Annotated in this window: 14 protein-coding genes; 9 read left to right on the forward strand and 5 right to left on the reverse strand. The window is 72.7% G+C overall.

Annotated features, from left to right (window positions below; all coding sequences use genetic code 11):
• Nucleotides 1–58: 58 nt before the first annotated feature.
• The 9 genes from FXF60_RS02805 to FXF60_RS02845 all read left to right on the forward strand — a co-directional run bounded on the left by FXF60_RS02805 (nucleotide 59) and on the right by FXF60_RS02845 (nucleotide 12,026).
• Nucleotides 59–544 (forward strand): NUDIX hydrolase, encoded by a 486-nt coding sequence (locus FXF60_RS02805; protein WP_151523748.1) that lies wholly within the window; start codon nucleotides 59–61, stop codon nucleotides 542–544.
• Between the two features lie 7 nt (nucleotides 545–551).
• Entirely contained in the window at nucleotides 552–3,005 is a 2,454-nt protein-coding gene (locus FXF60_RS02810) for a DUF6049 family protein (RefSeq protein WP_151523749.1), read from the forward strand.
• A complete protein-coding gene (locus FXF60_RS02815; RefSeq protein WP_151523750.1) occupies nucleotides 3,002–6,727 on the forward strand; it encodes a lipid II flippase MurJ in 3,726 nt (1,241 codons plus the stop codon). The genes FXF60_RS02810 and FXF60_RS02815 overlap by 4 nt, the downstream gene beginning before the upstream one ends.
• On the forward strand, nucleotides 6,724–7,302 hold the full coding sequence (sigM, locus tag FXF60_RS02820) for an RNA polymerase sigma factor SigM (protein ID WP_151523751.1): 579 nt from the start codon (nucleotides 6,724–6,726) through the stop codon (nucleotides 7,300–7,302). The genes FXF60_RS02815 and sigM overlap by 4 nt, the downstream gene beginning before the upstream one ends.
• Before the next feature lie 165 nt (nucleotides 7,303–7,467).
• Nucleotides 7,468–8,361, forward strand: coding sequence for a hypothetical protein (locus tag FXF60_RS02825; protein ID WP_151523752.1), 894 nt, complete (start codon nucleotides 7,468–7,470; stop codon nucleotides 8,359–8,361).
• A 131-nt stretch (nucleotides 8,362–8,492) separates the two neighbouring features.
• Nucleotides 8,493–9,530 (forward strand): thioredoxin-disulfide reductase, encoded by a 1,038-nt coding sequence (gene trxB, locus FXF60_RS02830; RefSeq protein WP_151523753.1) that lies wholly within the window; start codon nucleotides 8,493–8,495, stop codon nucleotides 9,528–9,530.
• The gene (gene trxA, locus FXF60_RS02835; RefSeq protein WP_151523754.1) at nucleotides 9,527–9,850 is read left to right on the forward strand and encodes a thioredoxin; all 324 of its coding nucleotides are present in this window, start codon (nucleotides 9,527–9,529) and stop codon (nucleotides 9,848–9,850) included. The genes trxB and trxA overlap by 4 nt, the downstream gene beginning before the upstream one ends.
• 351 nt (nucleotides 9,851–10,201) lie before the next feature.
• On the forward strand, nucleotides 10,202–10,978 hold the full coding sequence (locus FXF60_RS02840; protein WP_437440844.1) for a ParA family protein: 777 nt from the start codon (nucleotides 10,202–10,204) through the stop codon (nucleotides 10,976–10,978).
• Nucleotides 10,971–12,026, forward strand: a complete 1,056-nt coding sequence (locus FXF60_RS02845; protein ID WP_151523755.1) for a ParB/RepB/Spo0J family partition protein — start codon at nucleotides 10,971–10,973, stop codon at nucleotides 12,024–12,026. The genes FXF60_RS02840 and FXF60_RS02845 overlap by 8 nt, the downstream gene beginning before the upstream one ends.
• Here the strand turns inward: FXF60_RS02845 and rsmG are convergent.
• The 5 genes from rsmG to FXF60_RS02870 are packed head-to-tail and all read right to left on the reverse strand — an operon-like array spanning nucleotide 12,023 to nucleotide 15,111.
• The gene (gene rsmG / locus FXF60_RS02850) at nucleotides 12,023–12,724 is read right to left on the reverse strand and encodes a 16S rRNA (guanine(527)-N(7))-methyltransferase RsmG (RefSeq protein WP_151523756.1); all 702 of its coding nucleotides are present in this window, start codon (nucleotides 12,722–12,724) and stop codon (nucleotides 12,023–12,025) included. The genes FXF60_RS02845 and rsmG overlap by 4 nt on opposite strands.
• Before the next feature lie 4 nt (nucleotides 12,725–12,728).
• The gene (locus FXF60_RS02855; RefSeq protein ID WP_151523757.1) at nucleotides 12,729–13,322 is read right to left on the reverse strand and encodes a Jag family protein; all 594 of its coding nucleotides are present in this window, start codon (nucleotides 13,320–13,322) and stop codon (nucleotides 12,729–12,731) included.
• Between the two features lie 37 nt (nucleotides 13,323–13,359).
• Nucleotides 13,360–14,337, reverse strand: coding sequence for a membrane protein insertase YidC (yidC, locus tag FXF60_RS02860; protein WP_151523758.1), 978 nt, complete (start codon nucleotides 14,335–14,337; stop codon nucleotides 13,360–13,362).
• Between the two features lie 7 nt (nucleotides 14,338–14,344).
• Complete coding sequence (gene yidD / locus FXF60_RS02865; RefSeq protein ID WP_151523759.1) at nucleotides 14,345–14,722, reverse strand: membrane protein insertion efficiency factor YidD; 378 nt, start codon at nucleotides 14,720–14,722, stop codon at nucleotides 14,345–14,347.
• Nucleotides 14,719–15,111 carry a ribonuclease P protein component gene (locus FXF60_RS02870; RefSeq protein ID WP_151523760.1) on the reverse strand — a complete coding sequence of 131 codons (393 nt, stop codon included), beginning with the start codon at nucleotides 15,109–15,111 and terminating at the stop codon, nucleotides 14,719–14,721. The genes yidD and FXF60_RS02870 overlap by 4 nt, the downstream gene beginning before the upstream one ends.
• Nucleotides 15,112–15,140 lie beyond the last annotated feature (29 nt).

A 15,140-nucleotide genomic window follows, 5' to 3' on the forward strand; every position in this document is an offset into this window, starting at 1 on the left:
CGACAGGGCCGTGTCGTCGTGCGCTTCCGCACCTGTTCCCACTCGTTACAGTGGGTGGATGACCACGACGCCGCCGCGCCAGCACCTCGGCGCGCGACGGCTGCCGTCGGTCAACGAGACCTCCGCCGGCGGGGTCGTGATCGACGTCTACGAGGGCCGCGCCCGCATCGCGATCATCGCGCGACGCAACCGGAGTGGTCGGGTGGAGTGGTGCCTGCCCAAGGGCCACGTGGAGCCGGGCGAGACCCTGGCCCAGACCGCCGAGCGCGAGGTGGCGGAGGAGACGGGCATCGAAGGGCGGGTGCTGATCACCCTGGGCACGATCGAGTACTGGTTCACCACGCCGTCGCACCGGATCCACAAGATGGTCCACCACTACCTGCTCGAGGCGACCGGGGGACGCCTGACGATCGACAACGACCCGGACCACGAGGCGATCGACGCGATCTGGGTCCCGCTCGACGAGGTGCACCGCAAGCTCACCTTCCCCAACGAACGTCGGATCGCCCGCGAGGCCTGGAACCGTCTCACCCGAGGCGCCTGAGACGCCCGTGGCCACCGTCGTCCGTCGCACCGCGAGGGCGGTCCGCTCCCGGATCGTGCCTGCCCTGGCGCTCGTCGGCGCCCTGGCACCCCTCGCCCTCACCCCCCTCCCCACGTCCGCCGCACCCCGGTCGGCACAGGTCCCGGTCCCCGCCGACACCCCGGTGGAGGACATCTCCGTCGTGGTCGACGAGGTGGACCCCGTGGTGCTGACCCCGGGGGAGCCGGTGACGCTCACCGGCCGCCTGCTGAACGGGGGCACGGTGCCGCACCGGATGTCCTTCCTCACGGCGACGGCCTCCTCGACCGGCCTCACGTCTCGCCGTCAGGTCTCGGACTGGCTCTCCGGCGAGCTCGTGCTGGACCGGTCCGTCGCGCTCGGCGACGACACCGTGGGACCGGTGGTGCCCCCTGGGGCGGCCGTGCCCTTCCAGGTCGTGGTGCCGGCCTCGGTGACCGAGGACCTCCCGGCCGCACCGCAGGTCCTCCCCGTGGTGCTCAGCGCCACCGAGGACGAGGGCGAGGAGGAGTCCGACCCGGTCGAGCTGCGCACGACCGTGGTCAGTGGCGGGTCGGGCGAGCTCGACACCCCGCTGGAGGTCTCCTGGGTCGTCCCGTTGACCCTCCCCGCCGACGCGGACCTGGTCAGCCCGCAGGAGGCCGCGCACGCCGCCGCGTGGACGCAGGCGGTCGGACCGGACTCCGACATCAGCGGGTGGCTGCAGGACCTGGAGCTGCCCGCAGTCACCTACATCGTCGACCCCGCAGCCCTGGTCGGGCTACGCCCCTCCCCCGCCCTCACCGCGGGTGGCGCCGAACCCACCGGGACCGAGACCCCGAGCGAGCCGGCCCCCACCCCGGACGACAGCGTCGAGACGGCCGGACCCGACGAGTCGGTGGCGACCGAGCCGGGCGGCGACGCGGACGACGGGGGCAGCACCGCACCGGCCCCGGTGCCCGACGTGACCGCGACGACCGAGCCGCCGGACGACGAGGCGGTGGCGACCGAGCCCGGGCCGACCGCGACGGCGGCGGACGTCGCGGACGTGGTGGCCACGCTGCGCACCACCCTGGCCGGACTGCCTGACGACCAGGTGTGGTGGCTGCCCAGCAACGACCCCGACCTGCAGCAGCTGGTGCGGCACGGGGCGCCGGACGACCTCGCCGACGACCTGCTCAGCAGCACCCCGTCCGGCGCGTCCGAGCTCGTGCAGCCGGTGCTCGCGACCGGCCGGCGGGACGTGGCCTGGCCCCTCTGGTCCGCCCCCGACGCCGAGGACCTCACCGCGGTGCAGGACCTGTTCCGGACCACCGGGGGAGACACCGGCCAGGACATCGGCCAGGACACCGACCTGGGCGCGGTGCTCGTCCCCCGGGAGAGCTTCACGGCCGACAGCGCGGCGCCGCCCCGGCGCGGCGCCATCCCGCTGCGCCAGGTCGACGGGGTGACGGCGCTGGGGGTCGACTCGTGGACCAGCGCCCTGGTCGCCGCGAGCGAGGACGCCGCGCTCAGCCGCGGATCCGGCGCCGCCGCGCAGGAGGTGCTGGCGCACACGGTGGGCACCTACCTCGAGGACCCGACCAGCGCCCGCGAGCTGGTGATCGCGCCGCCGCGGCTCTCGCCGGCCTCGCCCGAGGTGCTCCAGCAGCTCAGCGAGGGGTGGCGCGCCGCACCGTGGATCCGGCCCGTCGCGGCGCACGAGCTGCTCGACCGCGCCGAGGGGACCGAGGCGCTGCGCCTCACCGGCCGAGGCCCCCAGCCCCGCGTGCTCGGCGACCTCGCCGAGCGGCTCGCGGCCGGGGAGAGCCCGTTGGACGAGGAGCGGGTCGACGCGATGGCCACGACCGGCACCGAGCTGGACCACCTGGAGGGCATCCTGCGCGACCCGAGCGCCGCCCAGTCCTGGCGCTCGGCGCTGGCCACGCTGTGGTCCGCCCGGTGGCGTGACGACGAGGACCAGTGGGTCATCGCGCGCCAGACGGTCCGCGACGACGTCCGGTCGGCCCGGGACGGCGTGACCGTCACCCCGAGCACGGTCAACTTCCTCACCGACCAGGGCGAGATCAGCGTGACGGTGGTCAACCGGCTCGGCGCGGCCCTGGACGACGTCGTGCTCGAGCTGGTGGCCAGCAATGGACGGCTGCAGGTCATCCGGCAACCGGACCCGGTCAGCATCGGGGCCGACAGCCGGGCGTCGGTGTCCTTCGAGGCCAGGTCGATCACGCGTGGCGAGACGACGCTGACCGCGACCCTGCGGACGCCCGCCGGCACGACCCTCGGCGAACCGGTGCCGATCGAGGTCCGCGTGCAGCCCACCGGCGTCTGGGTCTACTGGGTGCTGGGGGGTCTGGCCGGGCTGGTGCTGATCCTCGGGCTGAGCCGGTCGCTGCGCCGCGGGGGTCCCGCCACGCCTGCGCCCCAGGCTCCGGGCGACGCGGAGTCGGCCGAGGGAGAGCGGTGAGCACCGGGTCCGGCGCCGGCTCCAGCTCGTCGCTCGCGAGGTCCAGCGCGGTCATGGCGGGTGGCACGCTGGTCTCGCGCCTGCTCGGGATGGCGCGGCTGGCGCTGCTCGGGCTCGCCATCGGGGTGCTGACCCCGGCGGGCAGCGTGTGGGAGACGGCCAACACCATCCCCAACACGATCTACCTGCTGCTCGCGGCCGGTGTGCTCAACGTCCTGCTGCTCCCCCAGCTGACCCGGGCGATGACCCGCGGCCGCGAGGGGCAGGAGTACAGCGACCGGCTGATCACGCTCTCCGTGTCGATCCTCGTCGTGGCCACGATCGTGTTCGTCGCGGCCGCCCCCCTGGTCACCAAGTTCAACGCGCTGGCCTGGGGGTGGGACGACCCCAAGCTGCAGCTGGCGATCCTGTTCGCCTACCTGTGCATCCCGCAGATGCTGTTCTACGGCCTGCACACCATCCTCGGCCAGATCCTCGCGGCGCACCACCGCTTCGCGGCCTTCATGTGGAGCCCGGCGATCGCCAACGTCATCGCCATCGCCGGTATCGCCGTCTTCATGCGCCGCTACCCCGACGCCGGCACGATCCCGCTGCAGGACTGGACGGGGGGCATGATCGGGCTGCTCGCCGGATCGGCGACGCTCGGCATCGTCGTCCAGGCCCTGGTCCTCTTCCCCGCCGTCCGCGCCACCGGCTTCCAGTGGCGGCCACGGTGGGGCCTGCGCGGTGTGGGGCTCGGGGCGGCCGCAGTGATGGCCGGGTGGGCGCTGGCCGACGTGGCCGTGGCCCAGGGCGGCATGCTGGTGGTCACCAACCTGCTGAGCAACGTCATCGACGAGGTCCCGGACGCCCCCGGCAAGATCACCTACGCGTATGCCTTCTCCCTGTTCGTCCTGCCCCACTCGCTGATCGCGCTCTCCCTGCTCACCGCGATCTACCCGGTGCTGTCCAAGGACGCCGCGGCCGACGACCTGCGCGCCATGGCCGACCACACCGGCCGCGGGCTGCGCCTGCTCGGCGCGGCGATGGTGCCCATCGCGCTGGGCATGCTGCTGCTCACGCCCCTGCTGGTGCGGGTGGTCTACTTCGGCAGCAGCCCGGCCGAGCACCGCGCGGTCGCCGCCATCGTGCTGGCGATGGTCGTGGGCCTGGTGCCCTACGGCATCTACCTGCTGTGCGGCCGGGTCTTCTACTCCTTCGAGGACGCCCGCACCCCGTTCCTGTTCCAGGTGTCCGTCACCTCCGTGCTCCTGCTCGTGTGCTGCGTGGCGATCCTCGTCCCTCCACCCCGGGTCGCGGCGCTGCTCGGCCTGGGCCAGGCGCTGGGCCACACGACGGCAGCGGTCTTCGGCCTGCGGTCCGTGCGGCGACGGCTGCCGACCTTCGGCCTGCGCTCGATCGCTCAGACCTACCTGCGTGCTGCCGCCGCGGCCCTGGTGGCGCTGGTCCCCAGCTGGCTGGTCGTCCGGCTCCTGGACCGGGGCGCGCCCCCCGACACCACCTCGATGGACCCGCAGGGTGTGGGTGCCTTCCTGAGTGCGGCGGTGACGCTCGCGGTCGCCGGCGTCCTCTATCTCGGCGTGTATGCCGTCCTCGCGCACCGTCTGGGGGTGCGTGAGGTCACCGACGTCGCCGCACCGGTGCTGCGCCGCATACCCGGCCTGCGCCGTCTGGCACCACGAGGAGCGGGCGACGCCTCGGACCCCGTCACCGGGGCGAGCCCGGCGGCCCTCGGGCTGACCGCGGCCGCCGACGACGCGTGGGCACCGTCCGGTCTGGACGACACCACGACCTGGGGCGACGGCGCGGCACCGCCGGAAGGAGGCCCCGGGGGCGGCACACTAGGGTGGGATCGCCCCCACCCAGGAGAGGACGGCAGCATGGATCGGCTCGAGGTCGGCACCCGACTGGGTGACCGCTATGTCCTCGACGAGCTGCTGGCCGAGCGCGAGGGAGGGGGCCTGGAGTACTGGTCCGCCCGGGACAGCACCCTGGGTCGGCTCGTGGCGGTGACGGTGCTCCCGTCGGGCGGCCCTGCGGCGGACGTCGCCGAGGCCGTCCTGGACGGGGCCCGACGGGTGGCCTCCGTCGACGATCCCCGGCTGGTGCGCGTCCTCGACGTGGGCGAGCAGGACGGCCTGTGCTGGATCGTCGAGGAAGGGCTGTCCGAGGCCGAGTCGCTGGCGTCCCTCGTCGAGCAGCACCCCCTGCCCGCGGAGGAGGCGCGCCGACTGGTGGGCGAGAGCGCGGCCGCGCTCGAGTCCGCCCGGCGCCGCGGTCTGCACCACCTCTACCTCAACCCCCACTCGGTGCTGCGGACGACGGACGGCACCGTGAAGGTGTCCGGCGTCGGGGTGGCCTCGGCCCTCGAGGGGACCGACGACGTCACCCCGGACGAGGCCTCGCTCATCGACTCGGCCGACCTGGTGTCCCTCCTCTACACCGCGTTGACGGGACGGTGGCCGGGAGAGGACCTGGCCGGGGTGCGCCCGGCACGCCGGCTGGCCGACGGCACCCTGCCCGCTCCGTCCGAGCTGGTCTCCGGCGTCCCCGGTGACCTCGACGCCCTGTGCCGCCTCGCGCACGGCTCCGAGGCCGACCTGCAGGCCGCCCCGCACACCCCGGGTGAGCTGGTCCGCCAGCTCTCCCCCTGGTCCTCCGAGATGGTCCGTGCCGAGCGTCCCGGCGAGCTGGGGGCGCGTGGCGAGCGTCCGGCGACACGTCCGGCGGACGACGCCCTGCGCGGTGCGGCGGGGGCGTCAGCCGCGGCGACGGCGGCCCACCCGAGCCATGCCGACGACACGCCGGAGCCGGTCCGTGGGGATGCCACGGACGAGGTGCCGCAGCCGTACTACCGCACCGAGGCCGGCACCGACCGCTCGGCCGGGCAGCAGCAGGCGGGTGGGCGGACGACGCGGCCCGACGACACCATGGGGGGCCTGCTGCGCGGCGGCGAGGCCCGCCAGACACGGTCCGACCGCGCCCAGGCCGCCGGCGCCGCCACGGCGGTCGCCTCCCGGGATGACGAGCGAGGGCTTCCGGACGAGCACGGCACCGGGGCCCAGACCGCCATGGTGACGGTCATCATCCTGGCCCTGCTGGGCATCGCGCTCTTCCTGGGATGGGGGGTGCTGCGAGGCCTGGGCGGCGGCGAGGAGGACGACCCCTCGGCGGGCGCCCCGACCAGCTCCCCGGCCCAGACGTCCTCCGACGACGACGCCACCACGGCCACCGGCGAGGCGCAGGCTTCACCGAGCGAGGACGAGAGCACCGAGCAGGCTCCGGAGCCGAGCGACCCCGTCTCGATCGAGGGCATCACGTCCTACGACCCGGAGGGGGACGGCAACGAGCGCAACGACCTCACGCCGCTGGCCGTGGACGGTGACGAGTCCACCGAGTGGACGTCCCACACCTATCTCTCGGAGGGCTGGGGGTCGCTGAAGTCCGGCACCGGGCTCATCCTCGATCTGGGCGAGGACGCCACCGTCGCCGAGGTGGAGGTGCTGCTGGGCGAGGGCGACATGGGTGCGACGCTCTACCTGTCGGACAACACGTCCCGGGAGGGCGCGACCGAGCTGGGCAGCGACGACGAGGCGTCCGGGACCTGGACCGTCACCCCCGACGAGCCGGCGACGGGGCGCTACCTCATCCTGTGGTTCACCCGGGCGCACACGACTCCCGAGGGCGAGATCGTGCGGGTGGCCGAGATCACCGTGCGGTGACTGCGGCCGGGATCGTGACACCGACCACCGAGCTCGCGGAGCTGGACGACCTGACGCTGCTGCGGCGGCACCAGGACGGTGACGCCGAGGCCTTCGGGGAGATCTTCCGCCGCCACCGCGACCGTATGTGGGCGGTGGCCCTGCGCACCGCGCGCGACCCGGACGTCGCGGCCGACGCCGTGCAGGACGCCTTCCTCAACGCCTTCCGGCGAGCGGGATCGTTCCGCGGGGACGCGCAGGTCACGACCTGGTTGCACCGCATCACCGTCAACGCCTGCCTGGACCGGCTGCGGCGTCAGCGCCCCACGGTGGACCTCGAGGGGCACGACCCGGTCGAGCCCCGTGACCGGCACCGCTCGGTCGAGGTGCGGCTGGACGTCCGGGACGCCCTGGACCAGCTGCCGGAGGGCCAGCGCCTGGCGCTCATCCTGGTCGACATGCACGGGCTCAGCGTCGCCGAGGCGGCCTCGGTGCTGGAGGTGGCGGAGGGGACGGTCAAGTCCCGGTGCTCGCGCGGGCGTGAGGCCATGGCGCGGTTGCTGCAGCTCGACACCGGCACGGAGGGGGACACGTGACCCGCCCCGCACAGCCTGTGCAGATCTCGCTCCCCACGCACCCGTGCGGGCGGGGGAGGCAGGGAACCACGCCGTGGTCCCGCTCGTCGTACTCCCATGGGCGGCGCTGCGCGCGCGGCCCCCACGGAGCCGACCGGATGTTCACGGAGAGGAGGCCGACCCCGTATGTCGTCGTACCCGACGCGCTCTGAGCCCGGCGACCCCGCTGACGAGCACGACCCGACGGGGGTGCGTGACCTGCTGTCCGCCCTGCCCGACCCGGGCCCGATGCCGGCGGACCTGGTCGACCGGATCCACGCCCGGCTGGAGGTGGAGCGCGAGCACCTGACCGGTGCCGCGGCGACCCACCCGTTGACCGGTCCTGCGGACCGCGTGGTCGAGCTCGCCGACGCGCGGGCGAGGCGCCGCCCGGCCAGGACGCTCGGGCTGCTCACGGCGGCGGCCGCCGGGCTCGCGGTCACGACCGTGGCGTTCACCCAGATCTTCGGGTCGGGAGCGAGCACCGACAGCGGTGCGGTGGCGCAGTACCCGTCGCGGGCAGAGGCGGGTGCCGACGAGGGGGCGGCCGACGACGCCGGCGGGATGGATGGCGAGGAGGGCAGCAGCTTCGCCGATCAGGACATGGCGGGCAGCGACGACGCCGCCGAGGAGGAGCTGGCCGAGTCCGACGAGGCGGGCAGTGTGCTCTCCGAGCAGCTCCCACCCACGGTGCTGCCACCGCTGGGGGACGTCGGCGCCGACGACTACGCCACCGCCGTGCACGACGCCAGTCTGGGCGACCCGGCGGCGGGCGCCGCGACCGAGGCGGTCCCGCTGACCGACGCGCAGGCGGCCCAGTGCTGGGGGTCGGTCGACGAGGTCGGTGGTGACCGCACCTGGCCGACCCGGTATGCCGCGACGGCCACGTTGGTGGACGAGGACGAGCAGGCTCAGCCGGTCGTCGTGCTGCTCGGGGTGCGGCCCGGCCGCGCTCACGCGTGGGCCGTCCCCGCGAGCTGCGTCTCGACCCAGGGGGTGGCGGTCCTGGACCCCGACGGTGTCGCTCTGCCGCGTCCCTGACCAGCACTGATGGCTGACGGCCCGGATGCTCGGCTCGCCTCGTGCCCGCGCCGGAACAATGACGCTCTAGGATCGGTTGACCTCGACGTGCCGCGATGCGGCACCTGAACCAGCGTTCCAGGAAGGCCTGTATGACCATCGACCTGATCTCCGGCCCCGGCACGCCCGAGGGGGGCACGACACCCGCTCTGCGCGAGGTCATCATCATCGGTTCCGGACCGGCCGGCTACACCGCGGCCGTCTACAACGCCCGCGCCAACCTCGCCCCTCTGGTGTTCGAGGGATCCGTCACCGCCGGCGGTGCCCTGATGAACACCACCGATGTCGAGAACTTCCCCGGCTTTCCCGAGGGCATCATGGGTCCGCAGCTGATGATGGACATGCGCGAGCAGGCCGAACGCTTCGGCGCCGAGCTCGTCCGTGACGACGTCGTCGAGGTCGACCTCGAGGGCCCGGTCAAGCGGGTGACGGACAGCTCGGGGACCGTGCACGAGGCGCGCTCGGTCATCCTGGCGATGGGATCCGCCTACCGCGAGCTGGGGCTGCCGAGGGAGCAGGAGCTGTCCGGTCACGGCGTGTCGTGGTGCGCGACCTGTGACGGCGCCTTCTTCCGCGACCAGGACATCCTCGTGGTCGGTGGCGGTGACTCGGCGATGGAGGAGGCGACCTTCCTCAGCCGGTTCGCGCGCTCGGTGACGGTGGTCCATCGACGCGACGAGCTGCGCGCGAGCAGCATCATGGCCGATCGTGCCCTGGCCGACGAGAAGATCGGCTTCGCCTGGAACTCCGCCGTCGCCGACCTGCACGGCGCGCCGAAGCTCTCCGGCGTGACGCTCCGCGACACGCGCACCGGCGAGCAGCGCGAGGTCGAGGCCACCGGGCTGTTCATCGCGATCGGTCACGACCCGCGCAACGAGCTCATCCAGGGGCAGGTCGAGCTCGACGCCGACGGCTATGTCATCGCCCGGGGGCGCGGCACGGCCACCAACCTGCCCGGCGTCTTCGCCTGCGGCGACCTCGTCGACCACACCTACCGCCAGGCCATCACGGCAGCCGGGAGCGGATGCGCCGCCGCGCTGGACGCGGAGCGCTACCTCGCCGCCCTCGACGACTCCGCCGACGAACCGTCCCTTGTGTCCACATCCCTTGCGAGAGAAGGCATTTCATGAGCATCACGAACACCACCGACGCCACGTTCACCGAGGACGTGCTGCAGCACGACGGACCGGTCCTGGTGGACTTCTGGGCGCCCTGGTGCGGGCCGTGCAAGCTGATCGCCCCCATCCTCGAGGAGCTGTCGCAGGAGTGGGGCGACAAGCTCAAGGTGGTCAAGCTGAACACCGACGAGAACCCCGAGACGACGGGTCACTACGGCATCACCGGCATCCCGACCATGCACGTCTACTCGGGCGGCGAGGTGGTGAAGACCATCGTCGGCGCGCTGCCGAAGAAGAAGCTCGCGACCGAGCTGGAGCCGTACACCACCTGACGCTGAGCGACAGCGGCTCAGGTTGTCCACAGCCGTCCACCGGGGTTATCCACAACCCTGTGGACGGCTGTTCTCATGCCCGTCGGGCTTGGTCCACCGGTCCTGATCAGCGATGATGGACCCCTCATGACTGCAGCTCCCCAGACACTCGGCTGGCCCGAGACCGGCCCGGACGAGACCTCTCCCTTCACTCGACGCCACACCTCTCCCCTGGGATGGCCGCACGCCGTCAGCGTCGCCGACGGCCCGCAGGACGACGGTGACGTTTCCCGTGAAACAACGGGACCGACAGAGGCTGTTTCACGGGAAACGTCGCCCTCCCGGCCATGGGAGGGGACACGCATCATCGCCGTGTCCAACCAGAAGGGCGGGGTCGGCAAGACCACGACGGCGGTCAACCTGGCCGCCGCCATGGCCACCACCGGTCTGCGGGTCCTGGTGGTGGACATGGACCCGCAGGGCAATGCGAGCACCGCCCTCTCCATCCTGCACACCAGCGGAACCCCTGGCATCTACGACGTGCTCATCGAGGGCGTGCCGCTCGCCGACGTCGTCCAACCCTGCCCGCAGATCCCCACCCTCAGGTGCGCGCCAGCCACCATCGACCTCGCCGGTGCCGAGATCGAGCTGGTGCCGCTCGTGGCCCGCGAGAACAGGCTGCGCCGCGCCCTGGCCGCCTACCTGGAGCAGGACTCCCCGCACCAGCCGGTCGATCTCGTGGTCATCGACTGTCCGCCCAGCCTCGGCCTGCTCACCGTCAACGCCCTCGTGGCGGCTCGTGAGCTGTTGATCCCGATCCAGTGCGAGTACTACGCGCTCGAGGGACTGAGCCAGCTGCTCAAGAACGTGGAGCTGATCCAGCAGCACCTCAACGCCGACCTGCACATCTCCACGATCCTGCTCACCATGTTCGACGGGCGTACCCGCCTCGCGTCCGACGTGGCCGACCAGGTCCGGGCCCACTTCGGGGACCGCGTGCTGCGCACCGCGATCCCCCGGTCGGTGCGGATCAGCGAGGCCCCGAGCCACGGCGAGACGGTCATCACCTACGACCCCGGAAGTGCCGGGGCCTTGTCCTACGCCGATGCTGCCGCCGAGATGCGCACCACGAAGGAGCACCATGACTGAACGACGACGCGGGCTGGGTCGAGGCCTCGGGGCGCTGATCCCCCAGGGCGGCGAGTCCGAGGCGGACCGTCCCAGGGATGTCTTCTTTCCCCGGGAGCAGGCGGCCCCCACGCCGGATCAGGCCGCAGGTTTCACGGGAAACACCACGTCCGCGGCGCCAGGGCCACCGGACGAGGACTCGGTGGCGCCCGAGCCGGACACGACGTCGCTGGCACCCGTTCCTGGTGCGCAGTTCGCCGAGGTCCCGGTCCAGCAGATTCGTCCCAACCCCCGCCAGCCGCGGGAGGTCTTCGACGAGGACGAGCTCGCGGAGCTGGTCACGAGCATCCACGAGCTCGGCGTGCTGCAGCCCGTGGTGGTGCGGCCGGTGGAGGACGTCGACGAGGCAGGCTCCCCGTCCTTCGAGCTCGTCATGGGCGAGCGCCGTCTCCGGGCCGCGCAGGCCGCCGGGCTGGGCGCGATCCCGGCGATCGTCCGAGCCACGGGTGATGAGCACATGCTCCGCGACGCCCTGCTGGAGAACCTGCACCGGGCGCAGCTCAACCCGCTCGAGGAGGCCGCGGCATACCAGCAGCTGCTCGAGGACTTCGGCTGCACCCACGACGAGCTCGCCGGCCGGATCGGCCGCTCCCGACCTCAGATCAGCAACACCCTCAGGTTGCTCAAGCTGCCCCCGATGGTGCAGCGTCGCGTCGCCTCCGGCGTGCTCAGTGCGGGCCATGCCCGCGCGCTGCTCGGCCTGGCGGACGGCGCGGCCATGGAGCGGCTGGCCCAACGCATCGTCGCCGAGGGACTGTCCGTGCGCTCGGTCGAGGAGATCGTCACGGTCGGCGGCGACGATGCCCAGCCCCGCCGGCGCTCATCCCGCTCCGCACCGCCCCCGGAGCTGGCTCATGTCGCCGAGTCGCTGTCCGGCCGCCTGGACACGCGGGTGCAGGTCTCCATGGGTCGACGCAAGGGCAAGATGGTCATCGAGTTCGCCGGCCGGGAGGACCTGGACCGGATCCTCGCCCTGCTGGAGTCCGGCAGCTCCGCAGACCCGTCCTAGCGTCGGCGCGGACGGCCCGACCGGCGTCGCCGACCGGAACGCGGCGTCGTCCGGTCGGCCGGTGGCCGGACGATCTCGACGACCCGCACCGGCCCGACGTCGGTGTCCTCGGCGAGCAGGTGCAACCGTGACTCCTCGACCCCGTGCCGCTGCAGCAGCGGACCGGCCTGCTGCAGCTCCTCCGCGGCGGCCTCACCCTTGAGGGCGAGCAACCGGCCACCCTCGGCGAGCAGCGGGAAGGACCACCGGACCAGCTTGTCCAGGGAGGCCACTGCGCGGGCCGTCACCACCGGGGCCGACAGCTCTCCTCGCACCTCCTCGGCGCGTGCCCGGACCACCCGCACCTGCGACAGCCCCAGCTCGGCCACGGCGTGGTCCAGCCAGGTCGTGCGGCGCAGCAGCGGTTCGACCAGGTGCACGCGGAGGTCCGGGCGGACGATCGCGAGGACGATCCCCGGCAGTCCCGCACCCGAGCCGATGTCGATCACCGGGGTCCCCTGGGGAAGCAGCTCGGTCAGGACCGCGCAGTTGAGCAGGTGCCGCTCCCACAGCCGGCCGGTCTCCCGCGGCCCGATCAGGCCGTGCTCGATGCCGGTGGTGGCGAGCAGCTCGGCGTAGGCCACCGCGACGTCGATCCGCGGCCCGAAGACGTCCTCGGCGAGCGTCGGGGGATCGGGGGCGTGCGCGGGGGGCGCCATCGAGTCAGTCGGAGGGGAGCACGACGACGTAGCGCGAGGGCTCGACACCCTCGGACTCCGAGCGCAGGCCGGCTGCGAGCACCTCGTCGTGGACCACCTTGCGCTCGAACGCGCTCATCGGCTCCATCTCCTGGCGCCGGCCCGACTCCTTCACCGCCGAGATCGCGCCCTGGGCCTGGGTGACCAGCGCGCTGCGACGGTCTGCCCGGTAGCCGGCGACGTCCAGCATGAGACGGCTGCGCTCCCCGGTCTGGGCCTGCACGGCCAGCCGGGTCAGCTCCTGCAACGCCTCCAGGACCGACCCTCCGGGTCCGACCAGCCGGCGGGGTGCCGTCCCGTCCTCGGAGTCGACCAGGGCCACCGCCGCACGGTCGCCGTCGACGTCGACCTCCAGGTCGCCGTCCAGGTCCGCGATGTCCAGCAGCGTCTCCAGGAAGTCGGCGGCCACCTCCCCCTCCCGGACCAGGTCCTCGGACTCGACATCTGCGGTGCGGGCGCCGGTGTCCTCCGCCGCGGCGGGCTCCTCGGTCGATTCTGTGACCTGCGTCACATCCTGCGGGTCGTCGGTCGGTGCGTCGGTGTCGTGCGTCGTCGTCATGGTGTTCTCCTCGGTCAGGTGCTGTGAGCTCGGGGGGTCAGCGCTTCTTGCTGCGCTTCTTGCTCTTCGGCTGGACGCGTTGGCCGGCGCCGCGCGCCTGGGTCTGGGCCTCGGCCGCCGCCTCCCGCTCCGCCATGAAGTTGGGGTTCTTCAGCTGGACGCCGGTGGCCACCTTGCCCTTGCGCGCCATCCGGGCCTTGTACTTCTCCTCGGCCGGGGTGTTCGGCGCGGGCATGTTGCGGATGACGAAGAACTGCTGGCCCATGGTCCAGAAGTTGCTGACGGTCCAGTAGATGAGCAGGGCCACCGGGAAGTTGACCCCGGTCACCGCGAAGACGATCGGCAGGACGTAGATGAGGATCTGCTGCTGCCGCGCCATCGGGCTGTTCAGCGCCTCGGGCGACATGTTCTGCCGCATCAGCTGGTGGCTGGTGATGAACTGCGTGCCCGACATCACCAGGATGAGGATGAGCGAGAGGATCTTGGCCGAGAGGTCCTGGTCGTGCAGGAACGTGGACGTCAGCCCCGCGCCGAAGATCTCCGAGCCGGCCATCTTGGTCGCCAGCTCCCGGGTGAACAGTCCGAGCGGCTCGATCTCGCCGCGGCTGACGGTCTCGGCCGTGTTCAGCAGCCGGAAGAGGGCGAAGAAGAACGGCATCTGGATGAGGATCGGCAGGCAGGCGCCGAACGGGTTGGCCCCTGCCTCGCGGTACAGCCCGAAGGTCTCCTCCTGGAAGGCCTTCTGACTCGCCTGGTCTTTCTTGCCCTTGTACTTCTTCTGGATCTTCATCAGCTCCGGTTGCACGATCTGCAACCGGCGCTGGCTCTTGATCTGCCTGATCATCAAGGGGGTCAGCAGGGCGCGAAGCGTCACCACCAGGCCCACGATGGCCAGCACCCAGGTCCACCCGCTCGTGTCTGGGAGCCCGAGCCGGGTGAGCAGCCACTCGAAGCCCACCAGGATCGCGGAGTCGAACCAGATGAAGGGGAACAGGATGGTGTCGAAGAATCCCATGGAGTCCTCAGTCTCGGCGGTGGGCGGAGGCGCCGCGCACCGGGGTGGTCACAGGGCCGGGATGGTCCTCGGTCCGGTCAGGTCGGGCGTGCCAGGCACCGTCACGTCGGTCGGGCACGTGGTCGACTCCTCCGGCCGACCAGGGGTGGCAGCTGAGCACCCGTCGGGCGGTCAGCCATCCGCCACGGAACGGCCCGAAGCGCTCCAGTGCGGTGACACCGTACGCGGAGCAGGACGGGTAGTAGCGGCAGACGGGTCCGAGCAGGGGCGAGATCGTCCACTGGTAGCACCTGATCAGCCACACCAGAGGACGAGCGAGCAGGCTGCGCGGTTCCCCGTGCGCGACGCCGCCACGGTGCACGTCCCGGAGCTGGTCCCCGCTCATACGCCCCGGGCCAGCACGCCGCGCACCCCGTCGTCCAACGCGCCTGCCAGCTGCTCAGAGGTCGCCGAGCCGGCTACCGGGAGGGCGCGGACCACCAGGTCCGTGCCGTCGGGGAGGTCTGCCAGGTGCCGGCGCACGAGGGCCCGGAGCCGCCGGGTCGTGCGATGCCGGACCACCGAGTTGCCCACCGCTGCCGAGACGACGAAACCGACGCGGGGGCAGGACGGCGCCGACGCGGAGGTCTCCGCGTCGGGTCCGGTGCCGGGGAGCGAGGCGTGCACGACGAGAAGGCGGTTGCCCGCCCGACGTCGACGCCGGCCGTCACCCCGACCCCGGAGCACAGAGCGGAAGTCCTGGCCGGAGGTCAGCCGATGACGGCGTGGGAGCATCGCGGCAGCCGGGCGGCGGCGCCGGTCCG

Source organism: Serinicoccus kebangsaanensis, assembly GCF_008919445.1.
GTDB lineage: Bacteria > Actinomycetota > Actinomycetes > Actinomycetales > Dermatophilaceae > Ornithinicoccus > Ornithinicoccus kebangsaanensis.